General features: G+C 44.1%; 23 protein-coding genes. 9 read left to right on the forward strand and 14 right to left on the reverse strand.

All coding sequences use genetic code 11. The features are described from left to right. Positions 1–389 precede the first annotated feature (389 nt). The 3 genes from ACP7IZ_RS04570 to ACP7IZ_RS04580 form a co-directional block, all read right to left on the reverse strand. Positions 390–1,058: a recombinase family protein gene (locus ACP7IZ_RS04570; RefSeq protein WP_426848030.1), complete on the reverse strand. Its 669-nt coding sequence runs from the start codon at positions 1,056–1,058 to the stop codon at positions 390–392. A 351-nt stretch (positions 1,059–1,409) separates the two neighbouring features. After that, positions 1,410–2,582: a shufflon system plasmid conjugative transfer pilus tip adhesin PilV gene (gene pilV / locus ACP7IZ_RS04575; protein WP_426848031.1), complete on the reverse strand. Its 1,173-nt coding sequence runs from the start codon at positions 2,580–2,582 to the stop codon at positions 1,410–1,412. After that, positions 2,575–3,024 (reverse strand): hypothetical protein, encoded by a 450-nt coding sequence (locus tag ACP7IZ_RS04580; RefSeq protein WP_426848032.1) that lies wholly within the window; start codon positions 3,022–3,024, stop codon positions 2,575–2,577. Before ACP7IZ_RS04580 ends, pilV begins: the two co-directional genes overlap by 8 nt. Positions 3,025–3,284: 260 nt before the next feature. Here ACP7IZ_RS04580 and mobC (ACP7IZ_RS04585) point away from each other — a divergent pair, with 260 nt between their 5' ends. After that, positions 3,285–3,629, forward strand: a complete 345-nt coding sequence (mobC, locus tag ACP7IZ_RS04585; RefSeq protein ID WP_426848033.1) for a plasmid mobilization relaxosome protein MobC — start codon at positions 3,285–3,287, stop codon at positions 3,627–3,629. A 9-nt stretch (positions 3,630–3,638) separates the two neighbouring features. Then, positions 3,639–5,351, forward strand: a complete 1,713-nt coding sequence (locus ACP7IZ_RS04590) for a hypothetical protein (protein ID WP_426848034.1) — start codon at positions 3,639–3,641, stop codon at positions 5,349–5,351. 189 nt (positions 5,352–5,540) lie between these two features. Here ACP7IZ_RS04590 and ACP7IZ_RS04595 read toward each other — a convergent pair whose 3' ends face one another. The 9 genes from ACP7IZ_RS04595 to ACP7IZ_RS04635 form a co-directional block, all read right to left on the reverse strand. Next, positions 5,541–6,566, reverse strand: coding sequence for a replication endonuclease (locus ACP7IZ_RS04595; protein WP_426848035.1), 1,026 nt, complete (start codon positions 6,564–6,566; stop codon positions 5,541–5,543). Then, positions 6,514–7,089, reverse strand: a complete 576-nt coding sequence (locus ACP7IZ_RS04600; RefSeq protein WP_426848036.1) for a hypothetical protein — start codon at positions 7,087–7,089, stop codon at positions 6,514–6,516. Before ACP7IZ_RS04600 ends, ACP7IZ_RS04595 begins: the two co-directional genes overlap by 53 nt. Beyond that, a complete protein-coding gene (locus ACP7IZ_RS04605; protein ID WP_426848037.1) occupies positions 7,040–7,510 on the reverse strand; it encodes a tyrosine-type recombinase/integrase in 471 nt (156 codons plus the stop codon). The genes ACP7IZ_RS04600 and ACP7IZ_RS04605 overlap by 50 nt, the downstream gene beginning before the upstream one ends. Before the next feature lie 54 nt (positions 7,511–7,564). Then, positions 7,565–8,632: a DUF6538 domain-containing protein gene (locus ACP7IZ_RS04610; protein ID WP_426848038.1), complete on the reverse strand. Its 1,068-nt coding sequence runs from the start codon at positions 8,630–8,632 to the stop codon at positions 7,565–7,567. A gap of 321 nt (positions 8,633–8,953) precedes the next feature. Then, entirely contained in the window at positions 8,954–9,547 is a 594-nt protein-coding gene (locus tag ACP7IZ_RS04615; protein WP_426848039.1) for a recombinase family protein, read from the reverse strand. Positions 9,548–9,758: 211 nt separating this feature from the next. Beyond that, positions 9,759–11,717 (reverse strand): ATP-binding protein, encoded by a 1,959-nt coding sequence (locus ACP7IZ_RS04620; protein ID WP_426848040.1) that lies wholly within the window; start codon positions 11,715–11,717, stop codon positions 9,759–9,761. A gap of 69 nt (positions 11,718–11,786) precedes the next feature. After that, entirely contained in the window at positions 11,787–16,688 is a 4,902-nt protein-coding gene (locus ACP7IZ_RS04625; RefSeq protein ID WP_426848041.1) for a DEAD/DEAH box helicase, read from the reverse strand. Between the two features lie 142 nt (positions 16,689–16,830). Further along, the gene (locus tag ACP7IZ_RS04630; RefSeq protein ID WP_426848042.1) at positions 16,831–17,658 is read right to left on the reverse strand and encodes a hypothetical protein; all 828 of its coding nucleotides are present in this window, start codon (positions 17,656–17,658) and stop codon (positions 16,831–16,833) included. 30 nt (positions 17,659–17,688) lie between these two features. Further along, a complete protein-coding gene (locus ACP7IZ_RS04635; RefSeq protein WP_426848044.1) occupies positions 17,689–18,264 on the reverse strand; it encodes a recombinase family protein in 576 nt (191 codons plus the stop codon). A gap of 196 nt (positions 18,265–18,460) precedes the next feature. On the opposite strand from ACP7IZ_RS04635, the gene ACP7IZ_RS04640 reads away from it, so the two are divergent. Both ACP7IZ_RS04640 and ACP7IZ_RS04645 read left to right on the forward strand, forming a co-directional pair. Beyond that, on the forward strand, positions 18,461–19,108 hold the full coding sequence (locus tag ACP7IZ_RS04640) for a hypothetical protein (protein WP_426848045.1): 648 nt from the start codon (positions 18,461–18,463) through the stop codon (positions 19,106–19,108). An 11-nt stretch (positions 19,109–19,119) separates the two neighbouring features. Continuing rightward, the gene (locus ACP7IZ_RS04645; RefSeq protein WP_426848046.1) at positions 19,120–19,518 is read left to right on the forward strand and encodes a hypothetical protein; all 399 of its coding nucleotides are present in this window, start codon (positions 19,120–19,122) and stop codon (positions 19,516–19,518) included. 393 nt (positions 19,519–19,911) lie between these two features. Here the strand turns inward: ACP7IZ_RS04645 and ACP7IZ_RS04650 are convergent, their stop codons facing one another. Next, entirely contained in the window at positions 19,912–20,331 is a 420-nt protein-coding gene (locus tag ACP7IZ_RS04650; RefSeq protein WP_426848047.1) for a hypothetical protein, read from the reverse strand. A gap of 319 nt (positions 20,332–20,650) precedes the next feature. On the opposite strand from ACP7IZ_RS04650, the gene ACP7IZ_RS04655 reads away from it, so the two are divergent. The 5 genes from ACP7IZ_RS04655 (at position 20,651) to ACP7IZ_RS04675 (ending at position 24,574) form a co-directional block, all read left to right on the forward strand. After that, positions 20,651–21,268 carry a hypothetical protein gene (locus ACP7IZ_RS04655; protein ID WP_426848049.1) on the forward strand — a complete coding sequence of 206 codons (618 nt, stop codon included), beginning with the start codon at positions 20,651–20,653 and terminating at the stop codon, positions 21,266–21,268. A 341-nt stretch (positions 21,269–21,609) separates the two neighbouring features. Continuing rightward, positions 21,610–21,984, forward strand: a complete 375-nt coding sequence (gene mobC, locus ACP7IZ_RS04660) for a plasmid mobilization relaxosome protein MobC (protein ID WP_426848051.1) — start codon at positions 21,610–21,612, stop codon at positions 21,982–21,984. Beyond that, on the forward strand, positions 21,981–22,865 hold the full coding sequence (locus ACP7IZ_RS04665; RefSeq protein WP_426848052.1) for a hypothetical protein: 885 nt from the start codon (positions 21,981–21,983) through the stop codon (positions 22,863–22,865). The genes mobC (ACP7IZ_RS04660) and ACP7IZ_RS04665 overlap by 4 nt, the downstream gene beginning before the upstream one ends. A gap of 58 nt (positions 22,866–22,923) precedes the next feature. Continuing rightward, entirely contained in the window at positions 22,924–23,145 is a 222-nt protein-coding gene (locus ACP7IZ_RS04670; RefSeq protein ID WP_426848053.1) for a hypothetical protein, read from the forward strand. Continuing rightward, positions 23,129–24,574, forward strand: a complete 1,446-nt coding sequence (locus ACP7IZ_RS04675; protein WP_426848054.1) for a hypothetical protein — start codon at positions 23,129–23,131, stop codon at positions 24,572–24,574. Before ACP7IZ_RS04670 ends, ACP7IZ_RS04675 begins: the two co-directional genes overlap by 17 nt. A 509-nt stretch (positions 24,575–25,083) precedes the next feature. Here ACP7IZ_RS04675 and ACP7IZ_RS04680 read toward each other — a convergent pair. Further along, complete coding sequence (locus tag ACP7IZ_RS04680; protein WP_426848055.1) at positions 25,084–25,575, reverse strand: hypothetical protein; 492 nt, start codon at positions 25,573–25,575, stop codon at positions 25,084–25,086. Between the last annotated feature and the right edge of the window lie 28 nt (positions 25,576–25,603).

The raw sequence follows: 25,603 nt of genomic DNA on the forward strand, positions 1-25,603 counted from the left end.
CTTCATTCTTTTCTCTGTTGACGCTCTTTATTACTCATGGCGTTTTCAAATATGGGTGGACGGCCTCTTTTTTTCATAATAAAATTCCTCTAATAAATAAACTATATCACATATTTTGTGTAACGCACAAATAAAAAAACAAACTGTATTGCAGTAAATGTAAAATGCATGACAATGCCTAAAAAATGTCATACAGAATACGGAATCCTGTCAGGCAAATTCGTAAAAACTGTCTGACATAGAAAGGTATTTTGTCATACACTGTATGACATGGAATTTCGTGTCACACATAATTCTGATTTTTGTGTAACACGATATTTTTCATTTTGTGTAACAGGAAATTCTCATGAGATGAAAATAGAGGATATCAGCAGGTAATCCTGTGGTGATTATCCATTGACCAGTAAATTGCGGACGGTGACAGGGCTCCAGTTTTCTTTCTTGTGATATGTCCTGATGCCAAGTTCCTTCAGTCGCTGGCATATCTGAGCATATGTCATTCCGGAATTCCTTAAATCTCTGACGACCGGGAGCACCCGGCTTCTATAGGCCGACAGTCTGGATTGCCTGACTGTTATAGCCTTCTGGACATCATCAGCCCCAAAATGATGGCATTTGTCACGCCAGCCCCCCAATTTCTTGCCACCGGCCTTCAACACAGCAAGGGCGTCCTTGGTGCGTTGGGAGATCATCTCTCTTTCCTGTTGAGCCAGCAGAGCCATGATTCCAACAGTCATGACGTTTGCATCTGGCATATCGCAGGCGATGAATGGAACCTCCCCGCGTTGAAGCTGTAACAGGAACACAGCATCACGGGAGAGCCGGTCCAGCTTTGCAATCAGAAGTGTGGCCCCATACAGACGACAGGCTTCCATAGCTTTGAACAGTTCTGGTCGGTCATTCTTTCCTCCTGATTCAACTTCCCTGAATTCCTGGAGTAATGTTCCATTTCTGTGAGTCACGAAATTACTGACTGCATCCTGTTGCGACTGTAATCCCAGACCTGACTTTCCCTGTTTTTCTGTTGATACGCGATAATATCCGATAAATCTGTTCATTATAATAATACCTCAAGACCCCTTGAGGTTATTTTACCATATCAACGTCTTATATTTCTGTTTGTGATGAAAACAGAGAGCGTGAATCTCTCTGCTATTATTTATCTCGATCAGTCAGAACCTTGTGCCATGTATTGTCAGAACCACAGAAGAGGAGAGTGTTCTGTGATTTGTCGACATCTACGGAACCGGGGCCGGTGCTGGCATTGCCATTGAGCAATGTCTGTCCACAGTAGCCACCCTGAACACCAGCACCTCCGGAAAATACCATCATCCTGAGCTCGGAATTTAAGGGAGCCTTCCGTGCTGACGTTTCCATACACATTGACATCAGCACCGTTATAGAGACCGCTATCCCTGATGATCTCCGTAATCACCCTGCGGGTTTTTCCCGACAGTCAGGGAGTCCTGTATCCAGGCTGATCCCGAACCGCTTCCACCCTGATTGACGACCAGATTGCCATGGTTGATCCATTCATCTCCATTATCGAGCATCAGATAACCATCCGTCATTTCGACATTATCGTTTTCGGTAACTTTCTTATCGACATCCAGGGTGGAGGACAGATGTTCCGTTACACCTTCAATGTGACCCGTTTTGTCCATGTAAGAAAGAATTGTCCCGCCTGATCCTGTGCCAATTTTATCTTCGGAATACAGATCAAACGTATGCACGCCATTCCAGCCAGCAGGCAAACCATTGTCAGGAGACAGACCATTTGTCGCAATATTCCCGGCAAACTGAGCTTCATTCAGATGGGACAGACCAGATGGAATCACGTAATAGGCGTTGTTATTTTTATCTAACAGTTCAGTGGCCTGAACAATCTGGGTGCTGACACCCTGGAAACCTGATCCTCCGGCAATATTTATCCAGCCACCAGCATAAGTCGCAGAAGCTTCGACGGTTCCTGTTGTCGCTGGATTGGCAGACCACTGAATGCCGGCCACATCAGATGTTACGACACCATTTTCTGTAACGGTCTTTCCCTGAACATCCAGGTTATCGTTTTTGATTTTCAGGCCGGTGCCGGGGTTATTTCCCTGATAGGTGATCCACCCATCATTCTGGTCATAAAACCCACCATCATCGGAGATGTCGAAGTGACAGCCGGTGGCGTTACCCTGACAGGCTATCCCCCCGTTATACATATCGACCCGCCCGGTATGGGATGAATTCCCCATCTGGATATCGCTGTTGCCATCTCCATTCACAGCATAGGTGTTGTTCAGACTGTTGTTGTTCATGTCGATATTCGTATGCATCCGGTTGGCTTCAGGGTTTCCGGTGTCATAGCGGTTAAGCCATTCGGAAACAGGAGAGCCGGACGTTGTGAGGTCATACGCTACGTGGCCATATGTCGGTGTGACACCACTGGAAGCCCATGTTGAAATTGGCTGAGACCACGATGCAAACGATCCCTGGATATTCGATGATGAAACACCGGGGGGAGGGCTTTTCATGACCCCGCCACCATTTCCACCCATCTTCGCCATGGCCAGTCCAACCTGCCTGTCATCCATAGCGACTGCCTCCGGATGTCACCAGCATCCCTTCCAGATGCTCGGGGATGGTTCCATTGGCCTGGATATCACGCACCAGCAGATGAACTGTCTGACCCATTGGCATGTTGGTTGTGAAATCATCCGGCAGAAGTCCGGTCGAACGCAGATCGCCTATTCCGTCCCAGTCACTGTTGCCGGTGATGGGGATTTCAACTGGTGTTTTGGAGATGGAGGTGAGCAGTTTGTAATTTGCGGTGATATACGCATTGGAAGCCGAAGCGAGCATGGCCATTCTGTCTGCGGTGGCCTGTGCGTGCAGATTGTTGGTCATATCATTCTGCAACTGGGCGATGTTGGCATACATAGCGGCAGATATCCCCAATGCCAGCAGGACATCCAGAAACGAAAAGCCTCTTCTCCTTTTTGTTGTGGTTCCTGAAATATCTCCTTCTGTAATCATGTCTGTTCTCCTGCAATACATTGATTGTATCACAGAAGAAAACGGGATAAGTTTTTACGGTTTCATACCGGTATAGCACCTGTAATTTGCCGTGTTTATGTAATTTGTTTGTATATAATACTGATACTCTGAAGTCTGTATTATAATACTATTGCCAGAGGTGGCATCCGGCTACCCCTTTCAGGGCTATCCAATGCCATCTGGCCAGGGTTGCACCCGTGGACCCGCTTATAGAATTCTACAATTTGAGGATAATTATTATGAAGCCAAATTTGAACAGAACACAGACCCGTCTATCCGTCAGAGCTTCACGAGATGAATTACAATCATGGAACTCAACCGCCAGGGAGTGCGGATATAAGACGCTGGCGAACTACTTTCGCAGTCTGATGAACTCCGCTCCGATGCTCAATGCTGATAAGATTTCGTTACTCACGGAATTGAAAAACACCAGAGAAGAAGTCAGTCGGATAGGCAGCAATCTGAACCAGATCGCAAGGCAGTTGAATTCCGGCGAAGGCTTCACTGATGCGAATAACAACATGAAACAATGTCTGAAAATTCTTGAGCAGATAGCCGGCATGATTGCTACTATCCGCCGGTAGTTTTTTGCCATGATAGTGAAGTCAGCACGATTGCAAACATCACCCCAGGGAATAGCATCGACCTGTAGACATGTGTTTCGTGGTTCTGACAATGAGAATATTGAAGTGCTCCAGGGTTCTGAATTTGATGTCAGAGCGGAACTTGGAAGAGCCAAGTCTGTCAATTCACGCTATGCTGTTCGACACATAAAAATATCATCATATGAAGACATGACGGATGCACAGGCGATTGATGTCGTGCATATGTATGCTCATGAATTCAAAACCGACCCTGCCACAGCGACCATTGTAAAACACACGAAGCCACGAGCAGATAACAAAGCATCTAATCAACATTATCATGTTTATTTTCCGGAAGTGTTATCTAACGGAAAAATATTGCATTCATCATTTTCCAAAATACGTGAAGAGAAAATTGCGCGTATCGCGGAGATTGATTTCGGGCATAAGCCAGTTCAGGGCAAACACAATGCCTCGGTTATCAAGGATTTAGAACGAACAGGCGGGAAATCATATGCTGATACCATCAGAAGAAACACACCATCATTAGAATCAAAAAATTCTCCTGACGCTTCATATTCTGAGAAGCAGTTCAGACGTTCAAAAGCCAATTGTATTAATCTCAATGAAATTCGGCAGTCGTTGAAAGACCTTCGCATATCATCTGAATCTTTCGGTCAGATGATTGAAGGTCTTGATAATCTGAATCTCAGAATTCAGAAAGGAGATAAGGCCAAAACATACATTATTGTGACTGACGATAATCATATTCTGGGTTCTGCTAATCGTCTTTTCAATATGAAAAAATCTGAGTTCTGTCAGCAGTATGAATCCTATCTCCGGGGGCTGGATACGAAACAGGAATCAGTTCAGGCGCTTCAGCATGTAACGTCTGAAGCGAAAACATCTTATGAGAAAACAGCACAGGGTATTTCTGCAAATACCCGTCATGACCAGATACAACCATCAGAACCCCGGAAACCGACTCAGGCTCCTGTATCTGGTCATGTTCATGCGGATTTATCGAGTGACACGATACAGACGACTGAATCTATGTCATCAGACGAGAAAACTGCTATTAACAGCCAAAACTCGGATAGAATTCAAGCACGCCAGACGACCCGGCAGGCTCTTGCATCTCAGGAAGAATTTCACAAAAAACTGGCAGAACTTGAACAGAAATTCATGGCCCGCTGGCATCATATCAAACCAGAGCCATTTCCTGACGCTGACAGTTGCAATTCTGTTCTTGTTCGTCAGAAGCATGAAAACCGCCTGCGACCGCTTCGGGACAAATATCATCAGGCAAAAGCGTCATGGTTTAACGGCTCTTCGACCCGCAAGGCGTTATCTGAGTTCAATGATGCACTTAAAAAGCTACGTTACGATTTTAAGAATCTCGATATTCTGAACAATGACGATCATTTCAATTATTCTCTCAATTATATGTCTGATCTGTATGTTGTCGGTCGTGAAAGGTCCAGGAGAGAGTGGTCTTCTGACTTATCTGTTCAAAGCTATATCAAAGCGAAGAAAGACTTTGATGAATTGCTTAGATATATAGAGAAAACTGAGAATATTGAGTTGTTAAAGACAGCTCTCGGAAACCCTGTGCGAGCGTTACAGCAAATGAGAGAATTGAAGCAATTAGAACAGCAAGAGAAAGCCCAGATATATAAAAATTCCGGGCGTTCTCATGCGTTTTCGTATGATAAAAGATAATTTCGCATTTCTGATATCCCGCCGGATTGTTTCCGGAGGTTTCCTATGTTTCTGATTTGATTGTGTTTTTCAGCTTAATCGTTCGTATCATTGATTTTCGTGAGATTCCGCACCTTCCAATGAAATTTATGATTTTTGTGCCAATCTGCTTGATGATCTGATATTGTCTATTTTCTGTGACTGATTAAGCTATTCCTCACCCTGAACGGGTGGGGGTTGCCCACGACTCAATTCACATTCCCAATAGAAACTTTCCGGCATTATACCTTCTTGGTTACTATATAAATAAATATAACCAAAATCATCATAATAACTTCTTTTTGTCTCGTTTTTCCGTGGTTTTTCTACTTTGAATACTGATTCTTCAGGATTCAGATATTTCCACATTCCAATCAGATACGAGTATGCATCTGCAAAATCTGTCTTGCTGATATCAGTGCATCTATCGGCAAGCGCATTAATGCGTGAATCACGAAAACCACGTATCACAAACAATGTGTAACCTGGAATATGTTCAACATAATCGTCAATTGATGTTTTTCGAATGAGTTTCCGGAACATCCAGATACGATCATCTGACAGATATGAGAGCGATTTATTTCTGAAATCACAGGTATACAGAGAATGCCAGACTTTCTTGATATCTCTCCGAAGTCCGATAAATCCGATACGAACATTCGGTTCACCGTGATCTTTGAAGAGATAGCGAAGGCATCCGTCAAAGTTCCATATGCTTTGATTGATCGACGAATTTTGTTCGTATCTCTCTTCTTCGTTTTGAAAATATTTGAAAAATATTTGATTCAGTCTGTCTCTATCTCGATCATTCACATAATAGATAATGTGCAAATGAGGGGTTTCATCTTTGTGTCCGTGAATCTTGTAGACCCCAAGCCATGTGATGTTGGCTCTATCGGCATCTTTTTTAATGCTGTTCAGGTGTTTGTTGATTTCGGTGTTTGCGGTCTCAAACGTGCTTTTGTGAAAACGCGGGGGTAGTGTCAGTGATACGAAATAACCGCTATCTGCTTGGCTTGGTGTCAACCACAGAAGCCTTGCCGACTGATCCAGACATTGAGAGATAGCCCAGTCGCGTGCGTAAGCTTGCTTTTGTTTTTTCTCTATCGAATCTAAAACATTGATACCGTTAAATTTCAGACGTTTATAATGATTTTTTTTGGTCGTTATCAAAACGCTGTTGAACGTCATCTTCATCAATCAGAAAACCCAGGGCTTTGCGTAAATTTGTGCGTGCTCTGTTTGCTTTTCTGGTTAATCTGCTTTTCGTGATTCGTTGAATCTCTAATAATTTTAAGTATGAATATGATACGAGTTCGAACGATTCGACGATTTCTTTTCGTAGTCGTGGCAACATTCTGACCATAGCATCAGCCCATATCTCAGGGTTACAGTCGCCGTTTAATCGGCTGTTTTCCTTGATCTTTTCGTATAGCTTGTATCTGTATGTGGGGTGAAGAGCGTCTAAAATGTCGTAAGTTGAAACGTCATTTTTGTATATATATTGCTCTATTTTTTCATAATTCATATTCTCCTTCGCCAAAAAAAACCATTGACATTCGGAGACTTGTGGTATTATAAAAACATCAGTGTCTCCTTGATGTTGTTTTTGTGGTGAAAATATTATACCATAGAAATTAGGAAAAGGCCGGTAATTTTTACCGGCTTTTTTATTGCATGAGCTTTCTGATATCCCAGAAAGCCGGGTATCTAACAGCATCAGTGACTTTTTTCAGATTCTCGACATCGACTTCATCACAATAATCAATTGCTCTGACTGATTTGTTTTCGCTTTCATGTCCCAGGAAATCATCGATCCAGATTTCACGCAGACCGCCTTCGCCGTGTTCATGTATGTTCCTGAGCTTTGTTGAGACATAATGCCGGAAAGAGTGGAAAACCGTAGTCGGAGGAATTTTCAGTCTTGTTTTGTGTGTTGAAAAATTCCTTTGGAACAGTCCGGATCGTTTTTTATCTTTTCCGGAGAATTTCAGATCAGAAAAGATATATCGGCTTTTGTTCTTTCTGGCTTTTTCTACAAGATCAAGAAAACCTGCTTCGATAAGTTTTTCAGCTATTGGAATAACTCTTGTTCCTGCTTCCGTCTTTGCTGACCATTTTGTCCATGGTTGTCCCTTCATTTCGTCGTGATCCTGAACGATGATGCTGGGGATTCCTCTAATGGTTACGATATCCTAGCATCTGAGACGACATATTTCCTCAAGTCTCATGCCGGTATATGAGCCAACTCCGACGATATAAGCATATGTTTCTTTTGAAATCGAAGTGGCGATATTAAATGGAGTATCAACAAGGAGACGCAGATATTCGTCTGACCATCTGACCCGGCGTATTTTCGCTTTTGTGTTGAAATCCCATCCCGTAAAGATGTTTTTGTCCGTGAGATCACGCTGAAAGAAATATTTCCACATGGATGACATTTTGCTGAAATGGTTTTTGACGGATTTCCCGGAAACCCGGCTCAGGTTCTTTTTGTCAGCGTCTTTAACGAGTTGTGGAACGGTTCGGGTGTCTGTTCTGTTCCGTCCATAGTTGTCAGGAAGTTTTTCCATCATCTCTTTGAAGAGACCAGCATCGGCTCCGGTATAGAGCCGGATTTCCTTGTCTCCGCAGACTTCCATGAATCTTTTGAAAGTATTCCGGTAACTACGAAAATCAGCGTCTTTCCACTCTTTGGAACTGGCGAGAATGAACGCTTCTGATGCGTCGCTGAACAGAGGAGATTTTTCCGGTTCTTTTGGCTTTGTCCATTGTTCAATGTTTTGGAAGTGCTTGCTGATCTGCTCGATTTTCTCCGCAATGCTGGATTTGGGAGTATTTTTCATCATGTCGTGAAGGCTGGTAACGTCCTTAATCGCTTTTTGGACAAATTGATCGAACCTGTCCTGCTGTTCAACACGGGCCAGAAGGTGCTCGGCATTCATGACTTTGAATTGCGACCGCATGGATACCAGTTCGATTTCATATCGTCGGATAATTCCGTCAAACAATGTTCTATCATGTTCGGGAAGGTCTTTCCGGATGAAATCGTTTGCGTCCTGGCAGAGTTCGCTGTCAGCCATAATTCTGAGGAGTCCGAATAATTTATCTGTCAAGCAAAAAATCGCACATCCGCGACTTTTTGCAAGTGACCGGTCGTTGGTTTCGAGCGTGACCCATATTTCCCGTTTTCCGAGGAGTGGCCGGAGTGGGAGAGGAATTTTCTGACGATATGAGTAACCGGAGGGGCGACGAATCAGCACGGCGATGCTCTGGTGTAGCAACCCGGTGTAGCAAAATCCGGGTTTCAGGTTGTGGATAACCTGAAAAACCGTTATAAATCAGATGATTGCTGTGGTGCGAACTGCGGGACTCGAACCCACTGAAGTAAATCGTACAATTTATAACGTATTGTTTTCAAACAATATTCTGAACGCTTGTGTGAGAGTTTGTGTAAGACTTTGTGTGAAATCGGTCAAGGTTTTTAAGGGAAGCAAATGCTGGGACACACAAGCTGACTTTTGGAGCGCGGATGATCCCAGAAGATTTGGTTTTCTGCTTGCAAACAGCGTGGTCAGCAGTTTCTACATGACATGCTCATTTGTAGGTATGTCTGCATCAACATTAATGGGCAAACCATAGCAGTTGAGAATGCGGTAAATATGAGTTTTTGATATCCCTGTTTGTCTCATAATTTCCGCTACACCTAATCCGTTGGTTTTGAGTTGTTTCACTCGACCATGGTCATAAGATTGCTTACGGCCTTTATAGACACCTTCTGCCTTGGCTTTGGCGATACCTTCAAGCTGGCGTTCCTTTCTCAGTTCAGTCTCAAATTGAGCAAAGACACCAAGTAGATTCAGGAACATTTTCCCTACAGCGTTGGATGTATCTATGGGTTGCTGAGTGCAAATTAATGATATCTTTTTATCTTCCAGGTATCTGACAATATCCTGCAAATCACTGATTGATCTCGCTAACCTGTCGATACGAGTGACCACCAACGAATCACCCGCCCTTAAAAACTGGAGTAAATTATCCAGTTCCTTTCTGCCTTCCCGGCTAGTTCCAGAGACCTTTTCACCCCGGACAATTTCACATCCTGCTTTTTGGAGTGCTGTTTCCTGTATGGTCAGGTCTTGATCTGATGTGCTTACTCGTGCGTATCCGTATTTCATACCTTTCGTTCCTTATGGGTTATAGGGATGGCGAGACTAACCGTTCCCTAATTCCATTATAGACCCTAAAGGCACATAATACCGGGGTAGGGGGCTATGTCCCTTTAGGGACTACCTAAAAAGAACGTAGGCAATAAATTTTTGTGATTCACATAATCATATTTTAAAAATTGTGCTGATCTTTTTATACTCCATTTTTTATTGGAATCGTTTAATCGATTCCTAATTTTTCAAAAAAGGCCTGATTTCGAGCTTTTGCTGAGCTCAATATCTCTTTGAAAGATGAGATTTCAATGAAAATATTATAATTGGCATCCCACCAATAATACGATGAAGTTCCGGCTCGCTGGGTAAATTGTCCTAGTCCTTTCATTGTTGCTTCCAAGCTAGGAGTAATATCAGCCACAATGTGGCACGTAAAAGGTGTTTCAGGTGATATTGTTCTTAACGGAGTTCCATCAAATTTTATGGCTTCTTTTGACCTGCGAATTTGTTCAACATAGCTTCTAACTTGAGTGATCGGGTTATCCATTAGCGTGTAATCGTCTCTTTTTGGACGCTTAAACTCTACAATTGTGATTGGATAATTATTATCATCTGCTGTAAAGCCGATGCTAATGTCAAGAAGCGTTATATCTGGTCTATCTTTTGAAGCGCTTTTGTCACTTAATTGTTTGCTCATAGGTTTATCGGAATTAAAGTAGGTGTAGAAAGCCAGCCGATCATCTAAGAGCCAAAGGTTATGATTTTCATAAGTTAGTTCTTCGGTGGTCGAGTTTAATGGACAAATAATCCCGTGAACAATTTTTTCATAGTGAGATGTTTCTTTTTCTATATTAGTAAACTTTAGACCCGCTTCAAATATTTCAAGTATTGACTTTCTGCGTGCGACATATTCAGCCAAAGAAGATGTCGCATCTTCTTTCAGAGTTTGCATAAATTTTTCTGTTTGTTGTGCGACATCGGGTAACGATTTGCTATATGCAGTCTCATATGTTTTTTTACGTTTTTTATATTCCCTTAGATATCTTCGGGATAGTTCGATAAAAATTTCTTCTTCACTTTGTGTGGATAGATGCAGGCGGTTTGCTATACTATCTGCATTTCTTGCATCGTAAAAAAAACGTGGGTAATCTTTTCCTATGCTAATTATTTTATCTTTTTGAGACTGCCTTATTTCCTTAATCTCAGGTTCAAGAAATTCTTTTGCTTTTTCTTTCGCTTTATCAATAATTTCTGATATTTGATCTTCGTCTAGGGAAAATGATGTTCTACTATCATTTACGTTTTTGTCGAGGTAAGAAGACTCTACGTACCCTAAAAAAGCATATTGCCCGCTAATGGCTTTCATGCCGAGCACACTGTCCATGTCGTGACGTGAGACTGCCCGGCCATTTGCGCCAAGATAGAGGGCGTTTACACTTTTTTCATCGTCAGAAATGGCTTTTTGTAATAAAAAACAATGTATGACAAAATCGTCTATTAAATTTTCTAGAGTAAATGAGTAGTCTCCATCTCGTTTTACTTTTTCTGAAAAATTATCAAATAAATCAATTTTGGTGTGCTGATCTTCTATTATTATTGTAGGATGAGACATATTTGTAAAAAAACTTACAAAATGTGCTACAATTCTATTAGCTATTGTATCTAGTTTTTTAGGTAACTTTGTAGCATATTCACTTTTGTAAGGATTTATTGTTATAGAGGTAAATGGATTTTTAGGTGTTGCATCTTCAAAATGTACATTATCAATCGGATTTTCGATGTTAAAATCGAATGTAATATTTTTTATTTCACCATTTTCATCCAGATATGTACTTGATACTTTTGTTTTTTCTGAGACTTTTAACCAGAGTAAACGACCAACTCCTTTCCCTCCAATTTTAATTTTTTTCCGACTGTCAAATTTCTGGAACGACTCAATATTGGATTTATTAAATCCTATTCCATTATCAACTATTGTGAAGCCACAATAGGCATTATCTGTGTTTTCGTGTACGGTTATATTTATGGTTCCTTGAGATAAATTGTCTGGACCAAACCGCTCTTCAATAGCATGAATAGAATTCATCACTGCTTCGAATAGAGGGAAAAGAGCATTTTTGGCATTCGGAGCAAGCGAAATATTATCCACTCGCCCGCGACTATCACTAAGCCAGCCTGTCGTCATATTAGCCTCACTTACAACTAAATGATGTTATTTTGAATTTTATGTGTTTTCGTATTGATATGGGTTCATTTATGTATCCAAAATACTCATTTTCGGAAAATTGTTAATAATTTTCATTGTTTCTAGACTAATGGTTATCACACGTAGGAACAGTTCTAGTGGATAGCGAGGGTTATTCATGGTCTCAATAGCCCAGTCATTGGCATCATTGACGATACCGCTGGCTTTGTCGGTCTTCACGCACTGGCGTTCGACAACCCAGTCTAAGGCAGACTTGCCATTCACCACATATTCATAGGCTTCCAGAGGGATGCCTGTGACGGTGATGCGGTCATTATAATGCAGGACGCTTTTGTCTTTACCCTTACCGTATTTCATCTTTTCAACCCGGAAGGCTTCAGGTGTCAGCGATCCCTTGCCGTAATCGACCTTGACGCCCTCATGAATGGGCTGGCTGTCAAAATTGACATGCATCTCACCAAGCCTGCGACCGGCATCAGAGAATGCCTTGAAAGCCTCATATGTCTTTACACGGGGGATGCGGGGTAGTTCTTTCCGCAGGGTGTCGGCATAGCGTTCCCGATATTCCGGGGAGTGCAGAAGCCCATAGACATAATAGAACAGGTCTTCTTTGGTGATGGAATGATCAGGATAGGCATCTTGGAAGTGCTTCAGTCCCTCATCTGTGATGGCTTCCTGTTTGGTCAGGCTGGACTGTGATTTTTCAGCGAACAGGTCGCTGTTGTCTGATGGATCATTATTTTCGTGATATACGAAAAAAGGAAAGCACTGAGAATTTCGACCATCTGCCACGCACAAATCGGGTGTAAGATTCACCATTAATGGTGAAAAATCGTTTAGACCACCGATGCCTCGGAAGCAGATGGCCAGATTATCTGCCTTAGCATCAGGAAACAGCCGAGGCATCTGATAAATCATATCGTTCATCTGCCGGTCAAAATACATCCATTGGTGGAAAAATGGTCGGTAAACGGATTGCACGACATGTTCAGGTTGAAAGGATGACGGTTTATCTCGGGCAAAATCCTGAAGTAATGAACGGTTCCAGCTTATCTTACACGAGTCATTATCGACAAAGTTGCCAGATTTTTCAGATCGTTCTTTCGAAGATGCATCAGGGTATTCACTCCGAAAGCGCTGTCTTTCCGAATTATATACGTCAATCATGGAGAGCATGTTTTCGGTCAATACCTGATGGGATGAGTTGTAGCACCATGCATCACGAGCCGTTGCAACCCCACGGGAAAACAGGTCGAACAGAACTAGCCCGGCATCCTTCTCTTTACTTCCAATAGCGATGAACTTCCCGAAGCTGTCATCTCTCTGCCTGAGCCAGTCTCCATGTTCGTCGGGCGTGATAGTCTGCCATAGACCGGCATCAGTGAGCCCATTGAGGCTGGCCAGTTCCTGAATGCGTTTCAGCTTCTGCTCACAGGTCAGATAATCTCCGATATCATGAAACAGGATACGTCCCTGTTCTTTGGCATCTGGGTTTTTGACCATGATGGAAATGGCAGGAGCGACCATGATGTCGAAAATATTCCCACCTTCCCGTTTGGCTAAATCCCCTGATTTTCCTCGGACACCACCCCGCAGATGGACCACATGAATGGACGAAAACTCTTCTGTCAGACACTGACGCAGACCATTGGCTGTATTGGCGTCCAGAAAGCCCGCATTGGTTACAAACCCGATGACACCACAGTTACCAATGCGGTCGGAAGCCCAACGGATAGCCCGTATGTAGCTGTCATACAGGGCACGTTTGTTGATGGCTGATGAGCGTTCCGCATAGGTCCGGGCAATACGACTATCCAGAGCGGGATAGGACACGTTCTGATTGTTGTCGTTCCCGCTTGTCTGCCCCACAGAATAAGGTGGGTTTCCCATAATAACGCGGATATCAAGCTTTCTCTGTTTTCTGATCCGTTTGTTATTGTCTTCGAGTGTGGACCCGATCAGATCATGTGTTTCATTGAGCCGGAAAGTGTCTGTCAGGCAGATACCTTCAAACGGCTCATATACGTCGTCCATCAATCCAGAGAATGTGGCTTCAATATTAATGGAGGCAATGTAGTAAGCCAACAGGACAATTTCGTTGGCGTGCAGTTCCTGCTGGTATTTGTGCAGAAGTTGTTCCTTCGTAATTAGACCACTTTGCAATAACCGGGTAATGAAGGTTCCCGTCCCGGTGAAGGGGTCCATGATATGAACGCCCTGGCTTCCTAGCGTCTGACCAAACTCACTTTCCAGCACGTCATTGATAGACCGGATAATGAAATCCACCACCTCGATGGGAGTGTAAACGATACCAAGACGGTCTTTCAGGCGAGGGAAGGCGGTCTGGAAAAACCCGTCATACAGTTCCTTGATGACCTTCTGACGACCATAGGCTGTATCAATCCCGGAAGCGCGTTCCCGCACATTGGCATAGAAGTCTTCCAGTGTGTCCGCTTCCTTGTGCAGGCTGTGCTTGTCCAGAGCGTTGAGCACGGACTGCATGGCCTTGGACATGGGATTGTCGGAAACAAAGCTGTGGCCTGAGAACAGGGCTTCGAACACCGGACGGGTAATCAGGTGCTGGGCCAGCATCTCGATGATTTCCTCATCGGTGATGCTATCGTTCAGTTCTGAACGCAGGTCTGTCGCAAAATGGTCAAAGGCTTTACGGGCATCGACATTCTCCGGGTTCTCAAGAATGGTGGTGATACGGATAATGTGAGTCTGGGCGATTTTTGCAATATCACCGGCCCAGTCTTCCCAATGGTGGCGATTGCCAACTTTCTTGACAATTTTTGCGTAGATGGCGCGTTCGATTTCCCCGACTTCGAACTCCATTTTGAACTGTTCTTCACCGGGACGCGAGGCTTTCTTGCCAATATCGTAGGAAGAATGAGCCTTCTGGGCTGTCCCTGTGGTTAGGGCTTTTGTCTTCGGGGTGATCGTCTTTGTAACCGCGATCACTTCCATGCGGGACGTGTCAGGTTTTGCCTGAAGGTCCATCTTGTTGACCATGCTGTCAAAGCGGTCATCGTGGGACCGTAAAGCCTGAAGCACCTGCCAGACCACTTTGTAAGCCTGATTATTATCCAGTGACTGCTCAGGAGGTGTTCCCGCCGGGATGACGACAGGCAGAACAACGTAACCCCGTTTCTTGCCCGGAGCATTCCGCATTACGCGACCGACCGACTGCACTACATCGACCTGAGAGTTGCGGGGTGTCAGGAACAGGACAGCATCCAGAGCAGGGACATCTACTCCTTCGGAGAGGCAACGGACATTGGACAGCACCCGGCAGGTCTTGTTCGAGGTTTCCTCTTTCAGCCAGGACAGCTTGCCTTCCTTTTCACTGGCATTCATCCCGCCATCGACGTGTTCCGCTTCGCAGGTCAGGCGTGCTTCTGGCTCGATACCGTCCTGTTGCTGATATTCTTCCACCACCTTCTGGAACATGTCGGCAATCTGGATGGAACTGACTTTGTGAGCGCGTCCTTTGTAGTCAGGAGAGATAACCTGACAGAACGCCACAGCCCGTTTCATGGGGTCGGGGTCTTCAACGCCATCCTGTGACAGACCGATCTTGGCCAGAGCTTTCCAGCATCCGACAATCTTTGAGGCATCATCAACCTTCAGGCCATTGTCCGGATCATCCAGAAGCTTCTGGAGTCTTGCACTGACTGTTCCTTCATCCACAGCCAGAACGATGACCTTGTAATCGACCAGAAGTTTGCGTCTGACAGCCTCGGAGAAGGTGATGACGTGGAATTCGGGACCAAAAATCCCGGCATTGTTCATGCCATAGACGACGGCCCCTTCCTTTTCGGCCTTCTCCTGAGCTACATCGCCATAAATGCGGGGGGTGGCGGTCATGTAGAGACGACGCTGGCCGTACAGATAATCCTGATTGTGGACCTTCACAAAGGCGCTGTCGTTCTCTTCTCCACCAAAGGTCACGCCGGTTGTCCGGTGAGCCTCATCACAGACAATCAGATCGAATTCAGGGAAGTCATAGTCTTTCTGGGCCTGACTGATGACATCAATGGAATGATAGGTGGAGAACACCACCGTCATATGGGTGGCGTCATGCCGTTTCTGATATTCAGTCGCCAGTCGCTCAGGATTTGTAGTCGCAGGGTAGCGAAGCTCGTGGACCTTGACCTTGATTTCGTCGTCGTCGGACGCCTTCTTCTTTCCCACATCACTATCTGAGCAGACGGCGAAGCTATGCAGGGGAACATGACTTTCCTGGGTCCACTCCGTCAAGGACTGGGAAAGCAGGGATAGGCTTGGAACCAGAAACAGGACGCGACCACCAGCCCCAACCAGTTCTTCTGCCAGTTTCAGGCTCGTGAAGGTCTTACCCGTTCCACAGGCCATGATGAGACGGCCTCGGTTATGGGTCTTGAAGCCAGCCAGTACATTTCCGATGGCTGTTTCCTGATGTTCGCGGGGCTTCTTTTTCTCCCGCAGGACAGGCTTCTGTTTTGGTTGATACTGCGACCAGTCAATGACACTGGTTTCAAGGTCCAGCAGATCAATCTTGCTGACTGGCGGGTGCTGGTTGGCCAGTGTGTCTTCGGCGTTGCTGTTCCAATGGTTTGTGGTTGCAACAATAACGCGATGAGAGAACCAGCTTTTGCCGGATGCTGAGAAGAAGGTGTCGATATCCTTCTTGGTTATCTTGTGGTCAGGAGCATAGAACTTGCACTGGACAGCATGGAGATTGCCTGTGCCCCGCTCCCTGGCCACAAGGTCGATGCCTGTGTCCTTGACGGGATGGCCTTCTTCCTTTGCCCATGCCTTGTAGGGCCAGACCTTGTCATAGAGGTCGACATAGCTGGGTTCTGTCCGCAGGTAGCAGACCACCAATTCCTCAAAATACGTCCCTTTTTCGCTCTCTGTGACGGCCATATGGCGAAGCGTATCGAGAAGCTGAGACAATGCGGACATGGAAGAGGAACCCTGACTTGTAACAATAGGTCTATTTTGCCCTCTGGCCGGACAACCAGCAAGGGAGGGAGGACCTGTCATGATAGCGGAGAGCGCTTTCCTGCTCTGGTGGGGAAAAATTCCGTGATTCACATAATAAGAATTATTTTACCTTTATTGCCTGAATTTCCTTGTGTCGGGCTTTCAGCTCTTCGTCAGACAAGGAGTAGGCGATAGCGATGCATTCTTCTTTGAAAAGATCACGATCAAGTTGCTGATCATATTTTTCCCGTCTGGGACGGGTTTGAGTTTCGTAGGAGATGACTTCCTTCCGTATATTCGTCATCCGGGTAGTATGGGCCTTCATGGCAGGTGAATATTCTTCTTGTTTCTTTTGTTGTTCTGAGAACTGCCTGCAATGTGTATTCCATTCAGCGTCATACACACTTCTGTATGCCACATAGATATCAATATATTTCTGCTCGTCTTCCGGCTTTATACCATTGACGATGAACGGTAATATATCGAGAGCCTTCTGAATTGGCCTGTCATATTCGTTCCGATGAACCATTGTTCCGTAGACCAGTTCCCATATGAATATGTCTCTGAATCTTACAGTTGCATGCATGGTTCTCCGGACGTCTTGATTTTTTTTGCTCTCCCTCAGATCATGTTGAAAACTTTTTCTGGCAATGGAGAGCTGGATGCGGGACCAGAACTCATCGTGCAATTCCACTGGAATAAAGGAGAGAACATCCTGCGTGGTAAACTGGAAAGAGATGTCTGAGCGACGTAAGAAAGCATTGTCCAGAAATCCCGCAGTAGAAGACCACCCCTTATGGATAGGACGAGCCATCACCTCAATCACGGCGTCTGTGATCCCACCGGTCAGAGCCTGACGACGCTTTTGCCGTTCCAAGGCTGACATGGGCTTGCCTGTTTTTGCTGGCCTGCCACGTTTTCTGGGAGCCGGAATTTTCGTTTCAGTCATGTGTTTAATAATGCATAGCTGATACAGAGGTTATGGGACGGCTTTCAGGCTGTTCATGGCTCTCCATGCTGTCATACGTGATACCTGAAGCAGTTCACTGACTTCACGCGAGGAGAGTCCTCTTTGCTTCATGGCGCGTGCCAGAGCCGTTTTTTCAGGCGATAGAGTGGAACGTCTTCCGGGGCGTTTTCCCTTGGCTCTGGCGACATCCAGGCCAGCCATGATCCGCTCACGAATAATGTTGCGTTCAAACTCCGCGAAACCAGCGAGAAGCAGAAGGAACAGGCGACCACCAGCGCCTGAGGTATCAATTCCGAGGTTAAGAATACGCACAGCAATCTGCCGTTTTTTCAGTATGTCTATTAAAGAAAGAACATCCACCGCATTACGGCCAAGCCTGTCGAGTTTGGCAACGGTGAGTGTATCGCCTGCCTTCAGTCTATGAACCAAACGGCTGAGTTCTGGTCTTTGCTTCCACGAGGTAGCACCTGAAAGCGTCTCCGTAATGATGAGGTTGGATGGTATCCCTTCCTTCTGGAGATCGCTGGTCTGGCTGTCGGTGCTCTGTTTTGTCGTGCTGACCCTGGCATATCCATATCGTGTCATTGTTACTCTCCCTTATTGATACATAATTTTGGTATCCGTTCTCTTGTTAGGATTCTTAAGGAGAAGTGTAACAAAAACAGGTGTTTAAGGGATAACATCCAGTGGATTTTTCCGGGATTTCCAGGGGTGTTCATAGGATGGAGACATGACAATGACGATGAAATCCCGCCAGTTTCCGCCTGTTTGGTAGCTTCTTATGGATATTGAGGTTATGGGCCAGAAATACTGGCTCTACGGAATCCGGGGAACTGTAAAAGATGTCCAAAAATGGTCTTCAACGTCTGTACAGTCCAGCAGTGGCTCCCTTCAGAGAGTAGCCGACGGCGTTTATCATATGAACGCTCCACAGATTTCCAGTACGACGAATCAACATCAGGAGTTCTGGATTGTTTCGGCAAGTGGGCGAGAGTGGAAGGTTGCAGGTAATTATGATGTCAGGGCAGGACAGACTGCCTTTGTGATCTGGGGAAACATTAAGGGGAATAACAGCGGGTATAATCTCGTAATCAAGAATGATACTACAGGAAGCACGTGGACTAACGCGGATAGTCTTCATGGAAAAATCAATCGCTCTGGTACTGGAAATCTCACATTTCGCTATTTGATAGTCATGGTGATTGGGGTCTTATTCATCACGACTACAAGTCACCCCAGATATTATCATGATGGAGCAATGTATGTGGGGGACATTGTTGTACCTTGCATCATGTGGATTCTATTTATGATGGTTATCGGATTTTTCCATTTAGTTCGTAAAATTAGAGAAAATCAGAAAAAAGCATTAAGCGAAATTCTCAATGTAATCGACAAAAATCCTCAATTCGTCAAATCATTGGAAGCCTAATGAAGAAAATCATGCCCATGGTTCTTATTGCCATGCCTTTGCTGTTGTGTGCCTGTTCGACTGCATCAGGAGGCACACAGGCTCTCAAGACAGCCACGCCAGAAAGTCTCAATCAGACCATTCATGATGGGGTCACGACTTCTGACCAGGTAAAGGCTCTGTATGGCGCACCTGAAGATGTCAGCTACACGGATAACGGAAGTGAGGTCTGGCATTACCTGTATGAGCAGACAGGCAACAAGATTGCTGATGCATCTTTGTTAGACCCTACCGGGATATCCACATTCCTTGGTAGTAAAAGCAAGAGTCACAATAGATCACTGATCCTGCTTATCAAGAACGGAATAGTTGTTAAGCACACCTTTAACGACGCAAAGAAAACAGTTGGAACCGGAATTTTCAGGCAATAAGATGATAAATTATATAAAATACTCAGGTTTTGTATGTGCATTAAGTTTGCTGACGGCTTGTAGCGGTGGGGAGCCATCCAAAGATGAGATCGCGGATTATTTTATTCAAAAAAATCTGAATCTGGCGTTTATGTTTTAACACCCATCGACTGAACAACGCGCTAAATTTATTGAACAAATAAAGAAAGAGTTAGATATACAAAGCTACGACTGTAAGGCTGTTGAAGGGTTTCAGAAAGTCTGGGATTGTAAAATAAACATCATGGCTGAAAACCAGCCCCAAACCGCCACTGTTCGTTTCAATCGTGATGCAAGCGGAAAAATACACGGGCAAGAGTAATGCGATAGAGATATTTTTATAAAGTCACAGGATAAAAATTTTATCCTGTGATTTTAATCAGAAGGTAGGGATTCATCATGAGAAGATGCTGTAATCGTGCCTTTCCTGATATCTCCAGCCATTTTGTTAAGCATCGCACTTATTTGAACTGATAGTCTGTCAGGAATGCTTATCTCCGCATTCTTTATCTTGGTGATAAGATCAATAAAGTTATTCACGGAATGCATATCCATAGATTGTTTTCCAGTTTTCATGGCAACAATGGATTTCTCGCTGTTCCTGTCATTTTTAATCTTTTCACGGATAGCCAGTTCCAACCACTCACCAATGGTTATTCCAGATTTTTTTGCACGGCTTGATGCACCAGCCCTGACATCTTGGGAAATACCTCTTATACTCCATGGAGTATGAGAAGTTTTGTCTAAGGCTTCTTTGTCCTGTTTTGAATCTTTTTGTATTTGAATGCCTTGCATGTTTTTATCCTATAAATTTTCTTAAAGAGAATTATAAAATACAAAACATGATTTCATATTTTTTGTATGATTTCGTGTAGTGCGTATCAACACTCAGGGACTACATATGGTCAATTTTGTAGTGAAAACATGGAAAATTTATATAACTCAGAAGCAAATACCGGATATTGTATGATGGAATCCATCTGAGGCACTACATATCGTATTTACAGGTGATCAAAAAATAATTACAAAAAACTAAACAAAAATATTGTAATATTACAAAAAATATAGTATGAGAATTTTTACCGGCACAAGAGACCGGGAATATTTGGAATTTATGAAAAAGGAAAATGTTATACGCATTCAGTCAATGATTGACCGGATTAAAGCTCCTGATTTTGATCTGTCAAAGTCTGATAATTATATTAAAGAAATTAGCGAAATATGCCCTCTTCCAGAAGCAGTTGAGATTCTTCGATCACTTCGGGACAAGGCAATTTATGAAAAAAAAGATCAACCAACCAAAGCCACTCTGAACTGTCTGACACATATTGTTGGCTGGACAGTATTTCCGGCAGAAGTGCAGGCGCATTTACGTAATGTTTTATATGAATTGAACAAGCTTGATGATGATTGTTCTATTCTGGTTAAGGATTTGATGGAGCGTGGACGTTATCAGGTTCGATCAACATCCACAGGACAAAAATATATAGAATTCTGTCCAAGAACGGAGGCTGACTCAGAAAAAATATCAAAAGCCAAGAGCCTCCAGATACGTATGAAAAAGTTATCTGGCATTATCGTCGGTTATGATGATTCATTAAGAAAACTTCCAAATCCAGAATATGGATATATTTTTTCTGATCGTCCCAAAGCTTCTCCTAACCTGATTATTACGAATGAAGACCCTATGGAATTTCTTTCCCGCTGGATTAGCGAGAATGGAAGAGTTTAATGGGACGTAAACCCATATTTGAGAAACCCATGACACAGGTAGAACGTAACAGGCGTTATCTGAATAAGTTGAAATCACGGGCCAAAAAGAATATCTCCGGAATTGAGCTGGTAGAGAATAAGAAGGATGCCGATAATAATATATTAAATTCATATCGGTATAACCCCGGTGTGTTACGTTATTGAATAATACAAATTCCTGAAATCCGTTATAATATGAAACCTGTATTATAATAGTATTGCCAGGCGTGGACTACGTTGACCCGTTTCACGGTTTACTCTGCCCAGACTGGCAAGGGGTTTCACCCCGTTGACCCAATTTGAGTGCAGGAATTTTATATAATGAAAAATAACGAAATAAATAAAGGCAAAGCAGGAAGGCCAAATATGAGACGAATGGAAACCCGTCTCTCCATTCGTGCGAACCGTGAAGAGCTGGAGGCATGGAAGCAAACTGGACGTGTGGCCGGGTTTCATAATCTCGCCAGTTATTTCCGCTCTTTGATGTCTTCCAGATATTTTGTGAATGACGAAAAAAAACATCTTCTGGCAGAGTTGAATGAAGCCACCAATCAGGTCGCACGATGTGGGAATAACCTGAACCAGATAGCCCATCATCTGAATGCTGGTGGACATGAGGACGCATCACGAGCAGTTTCTGAATGCCGTGACATCATCAAGACCATGAAGCGTATTATCATGGATATTCGAAGATGATTATCAGCTCAGAGCCTCTTATTGCCTCTCGTGGGTGTGGGGAGACCTGTGATCATGTGTTTCGTGGCTCTGGAAATGAGTCCATAGACGTGATTCAGGGATCAGAGTTTGATGTTATGCAGACTTTTGATGAAGCCAGAGATAACCACGACAAATATGCGGTGTGCCATTTCAAGATCAATCCCAAGCGAAACATTACGCATGAGCAGATGTTACAAAGTGTCAGTATGTTGGCTATGGAATTTGGCTTTGACCCGGATACCTGCACAATAGTTAGGCATAGGAAGGCCAAGGCAGGTGAACCTGATGCGGATGAGCACTATCATCTCTATGCATTATGGCGGAATAGTGCTGGTAAATGCCTGGACAGCAGTTACATGAGAGTCAGGCAGGAAAAGATTTCACGTACGTCTGAATTCCTGTTTGGTCATGACATCGTAAAGGGACGCCATCAGGTTGCAGTCATCCGCCAGCTCCGAGATGAAGGTAAGACTGCCATGGCGGATCATATAGAGGCTCATACACTAGACCTGTATGAACCAGTGCAATCTGCTTTTACAGCTATCCAGCATCAATCAGCCTTGCGTCAGGGGGTTAACCTCGGAAAGCTGAGACAGGCCATCAGAGACCTACGTATAACCTCAGAATCATTTTCAGAAATGGTTGAGGGGTTAAGTTCTCTGGGCGTGAGTATCCAGAAAGGAGAAAAAGCCAATACATACATTATCGTGAATAACGAAAATAATAAGTTTTTTGGTTCTGCCAACCGTCTGTTTGAAATGAAGAAAGGGGAATTTGCCAACCTGTATGAAGCCTTGCAACAGGGAAAGGATACGACCTTTGCACTGCCTGAAGGTCACACCCCCCGTAAAAGCTTCTGAGATGACTGGTGAGGGAGTTCTCGCTCCTGCGCCTCAGGCTATACCGGAGAGCACTCCAATGCCGTCTGTGCCAAAAGTTACTAAAAGTTTTATCCCAAAGCTTACTGCCAAAGGCATTCCGTCAGGAAGTGGAGTTTCTGACATCAAGGCAGATCATTTTGCGATGACTGATGGTATGTCGCGTGAACAGAAGGCTTCCATTGCTTTCCATTTTCAGAAGATATTTTCCTGCGACAGAAGAGGGAATGCAGGGAATCAGGGAATTGATAGACAGCAATAAATTTGATGCACTTTATCGTTCTCAGGCATTCTTTCCGAAGATTAGGAAGACCCAGAGGAAAGAGGATATTTCCGCCATATCCCACGCATGGCTTGATTTGGACATCAATAAGATTGGTGAAAAACGTAAGCTTATCAAGGGAGACAAGGTAAAGGGTATTCTCGATAGATGGGTTGATAATGAGCACTATCGTCCAGAGCTCTTTCAGGAATGGCAATCTCTGGACGATGTAGGCAAAGCTGAATGGCTTATTTCTCATTGCGTGAATAACGAAATACCAGAACCCACTGAAATTGTGTTGTCTGGTGGGGGTGCCTACCTGTTATGGCAATTCACAGATACTGTGTTTATCAGAAGACGACGCAGGAAAGTTGGGCAGAAAAATCCACCTCGCTCTTATATTGATGTGATTGAGGATATTCATAGGAACATCCGAAACAGGCTGGATTATTTGATGGCAGATATCACACCGTGTTCTGCTCAGACTGTTTTGAGGATTCCAGGATCAATCAATTATAAATATTCTCCTTTGGGGCATTCATGCAGGTCAGTGTGGTTTAACGCAGATAATCGTTATAGCTCGGAAGACTTCAAACAGCGTGTTCTGAGTATTGCACCATATGCAGGGGCTCAACGATATCAGCAGGCAAAAGAGATTGACGCTATTCGTGCAAAGGCAAGAAAGCAGGGAGAGAAGACCTACAGGGACAATGCCCTGAAATGGAGCCAGAAGGCATCTCTGAAGGCTGACAATCCTGATAATGGGAATATCGTCCAGTTTCCTGTTAAAGCCTCTAAAAACTCACCCTATAAGCAATCAAGGCGTATCATTGGTGATCTGAAGGAACTGGCAAAGCTGAGATGGGGTGGAAGTGTCATGGAAGGCTACAGGGATATGTTCTGTCATATCGCTGTTTCCATGGCGTCAGCACATTTCCAGAATAATCCCAATGAGCTGTTGCCCTATGTGAAAGCCCAGATGGAAGATATTATTCCCTCTGATTATCTGACTCAGCATTTTGAAAGCGATAATATCACGAGCCTGAATAAACTGATGACTGCGTGTGATGTGTCTGATGTAAAACCGGGTTTCTGTTCATGGCGTTATGCCTACAGCATTGATCGGATCATTGAAAAACTGGCGATCACCGAAGATGAAATGAAGCATCTGGATTGTCTGGTTTCCAGGAGCATTAAGAAAGAAAGGCGGAAACAGACTGACAAGGTTTATCAAGCCAAAAAGCGCAGGAATGCAGGGTCTGTCAGAAGAGAACACTATGAAGGGGAGGCACTGTCAAAAACAAAACCATGGGGAAAACTTGGAATATGTCGCAGGACATGGAAAAGACGACAAAAGAAATCCCAGAGAGCTTCTGTTGATAGTGACGTTAAAAGCTCTGAATTAAAACTTCTGTTAAATGTTGGGTGACTAAAATTTTTTCACCATGATTTGCTATAGGTTCTTATTCTGTTTCCATGTGTCGCAAGTCCATCGCAAATAATATATAGGTTCGTAGGTTGGGGTGTAGGGGTATAAGTTTTCCTAGACCAAAGATTTATTATAAATGTTTCCAATTTATTGATATTCAGAATCCAGAAATTTTTTATGTTTTCGCATGAAAAGGAAGAAGAGAAAAGGGAGGGGTAGGTCCAGGATGCCCCTTCCTGCTTCTTCCATAGATAAGATGCCGGCAACTGATATGAGAAAAAATTATTAAAAATTAAAAAGTTTTCTCATCAAGCCTATAGCCGTCTTACAGGATAAATTCTGTAATTATTGATATTACGTGTTGTTTGGGATGAGATGCCACTCAAAGCCCTATGGAAATGAGTTTTATGCGTCTCCCATAAGGGTCCTGATATCCCAGAAATCCGGATACTGCATGGACTCAGCCACCTGAACGATATTTTCAAGATCGATACCATCCAGATATCGCTTTACACCTTCCGACTGGTGCCCTGACTGATGTCCGTATTCATGGCCAAGAAAGTCATCAATCCAGAGTTCTCTGATGCCTGTGTTTCCTCCGGGTGTGCTTCTGAGCTGGGTGGAAACATTGTGGCGGAAACTGTGAAAGACGACGGTAGCCGATTTGATGCCAAGCCGGTTCTTGAAGGTTGAAAATTTCCTTCCAAAACCCACACTCCGTTTTTATCCCTTCCGCTGAACGTCAGTTCGTTAAATAGATAATAATTGGCACTCTTGGCCCATTCCAGAATCCCGGCTTCAATCAGTTTGTGGTGGATGGGAACAACCCTTTCACCGGCCTCAGTCTTGGGGTTCCACGCCTCCGCTGGTCTGTTGTGTCGTGGCAGATGCTCACAGATATTGAAACACCAGACACCTTTGATGTTGATAACGTCCAGCTTTCGCAACCGGCATATTTCCTCCAGCCTTATCCCTGTATACGATCCAATTCCAACAATCATGCCGAATGTCCGCTTGGAGATTCTGTCT

The organism is Acetobacter sp. AAB5, assembly GCF_050106715.1.
Lineage (GTDB): Bacteria > Pseudomonadota > Alphaproteobacteria > Acetobacterales > Acetobacteraceae > Acetobacter > Acetobacter oryzifermentans.

Coding starts and splice junctions, on each gene's coding strand:
- ACP7IZ_RS04570 (WP_426848030.1), bottom strand. CDS start 1,058: ATGAACAGATTTATCGGATATTATCGCGTATCAACAGAAAAACAGGGA.
- pilV (WP_426848031.1), bottom strand. CDS start 2,582: ATGGATGACAGGCAGGTTGGACTGGCCATGGCGAAGATGGGTGGAAAT.
- ACP7IZ_RS04580 (WP_426848032.1), bottom strand. CDS start 3,024: ATGATTACAGAAGGAGATATTTCAGGAACCACAACAAAAAGGAGAAGA.
- mobC (WP_426848033.1), top strand. CDS start 3,285: ATGAAGCCAAATTTGAACAGAACACAGACCCGTCTATCCGTCAGAGCT.
- ACP7IZ_RS04590 (WP_426848034.1), top strand. CDS start 3,639: ATGATAGTGAAGTCAGCACGATTGCAAACATCACCCCAGGGAATAGCA.
- ACP7IZ_RS04595 (WP_426848035.1), bottom strand. CDS start 6,566: ATGAAGATGACGTTCAACAGCGTTTTGATAACGACCAAAAAAAATCAT.
- ACP7IZ_RS04600 (WP_426848036.1), bottom strand. CDS start 7,089: ATGCTGTTAGATACCCGGCTTTCTGGGATATCAGAAAGCTCATGCAAT.
- ACP7IZ_RS04605 (WP_426848037.1), bottom strand. CDS start 7,510: ATGAAGGGACAACCATGGACAAAATGGTCAGCAAAGACGGAAGCAGGA.
- ACP7IZ_RS04615 (WP_426848039.1), bottom strand. CDS start 9,547: ATGAAATACGGATACGCACGAGTAAGCACATCAGATCAAGACCTGACC.
- ACP7IZ_RS04620 (WP_426848040.1), bottom strand. CDS start 11,717: ATGACGACAGGCTGGCTTAGTGATAGTCGCGGGCGAGTGGATAATATT.
- ACP7IZ_RS04625 (WP_426848041.1), bottom strand. CDS start 16,688: ATGTCCGCATTGTCTCAGCTTCTCGATACGCTTCGCCATATGGCCGTC.
- ACP7IZ_RS04630 (WP_426848042.1), bottom strand. CDS start 17,658: ATGACTGAAACGAAAATTCCGGCTCCCAGAAAACGTGGCAGGCCAGCA.
- ACP7IZ_RS04635 (WP_426848044.1), bottom strand. CDS start 18,264: ATGACACGATATGGATATGCCAGGGTCAGCACGACAAAACAGAGCACC.
- ACP7IZ_RS04640 (WP_426848045.1), top strand. CDS start 18,461: ATGGATATTGAGGTTATGGGCCAGAAATACTGGCTCTACGGAATCCGG.
- ACP7IZ_RS04645 (WP_426848046.1), top strand. CDS start 19,120: ATGCCCATGGTTCTTATTGCCATGCCTTTGCTGTTGTGTGCCTGTTCG.
- ACP7IZ_RS04650 (WP_426848047.1), bottom strand. CDS start 20,331: ATGCAAGGCATTCAAATACAAAAAGATTCAAAACAGGACAAAGAAGCC.
- ACP7IZ_RS04655 (WP_426848049.1), top strand. CDS start 20,651: ATGAAAAAGGAAAATGTTATACGCATTCAGTCAATGATTGACCGGATT.
- mobC (WP_426848051.1), top strand. CDS start 21,610: ATGAAAAATAACGAAATAAATAAAGGCAAAGCAGGAAGGCCAAATATG.
- ACP7IZ_RS04665 (WP_426848052.1), top strand. CDS start 21,981: ATGATTATCAGCTCAGAGCCTCTTATTGCCTCTCGTGGGTGTGGGGAG.
- ACP7IZ_RS04670 (WP_426848053.1), top strand. CDS start 22,924: ATGCCGTCTGTGCCAAAAGTTACTAAAAGTTTTATCCCAAAGCTTACT.
- ACP7IZ_RS04680 (WP_426848055.1), bottom strand. CDS start 25,575: ATGATTGTTGGAATTGGATCGTATACAGGGATAAGGCTGGAGGAAATA.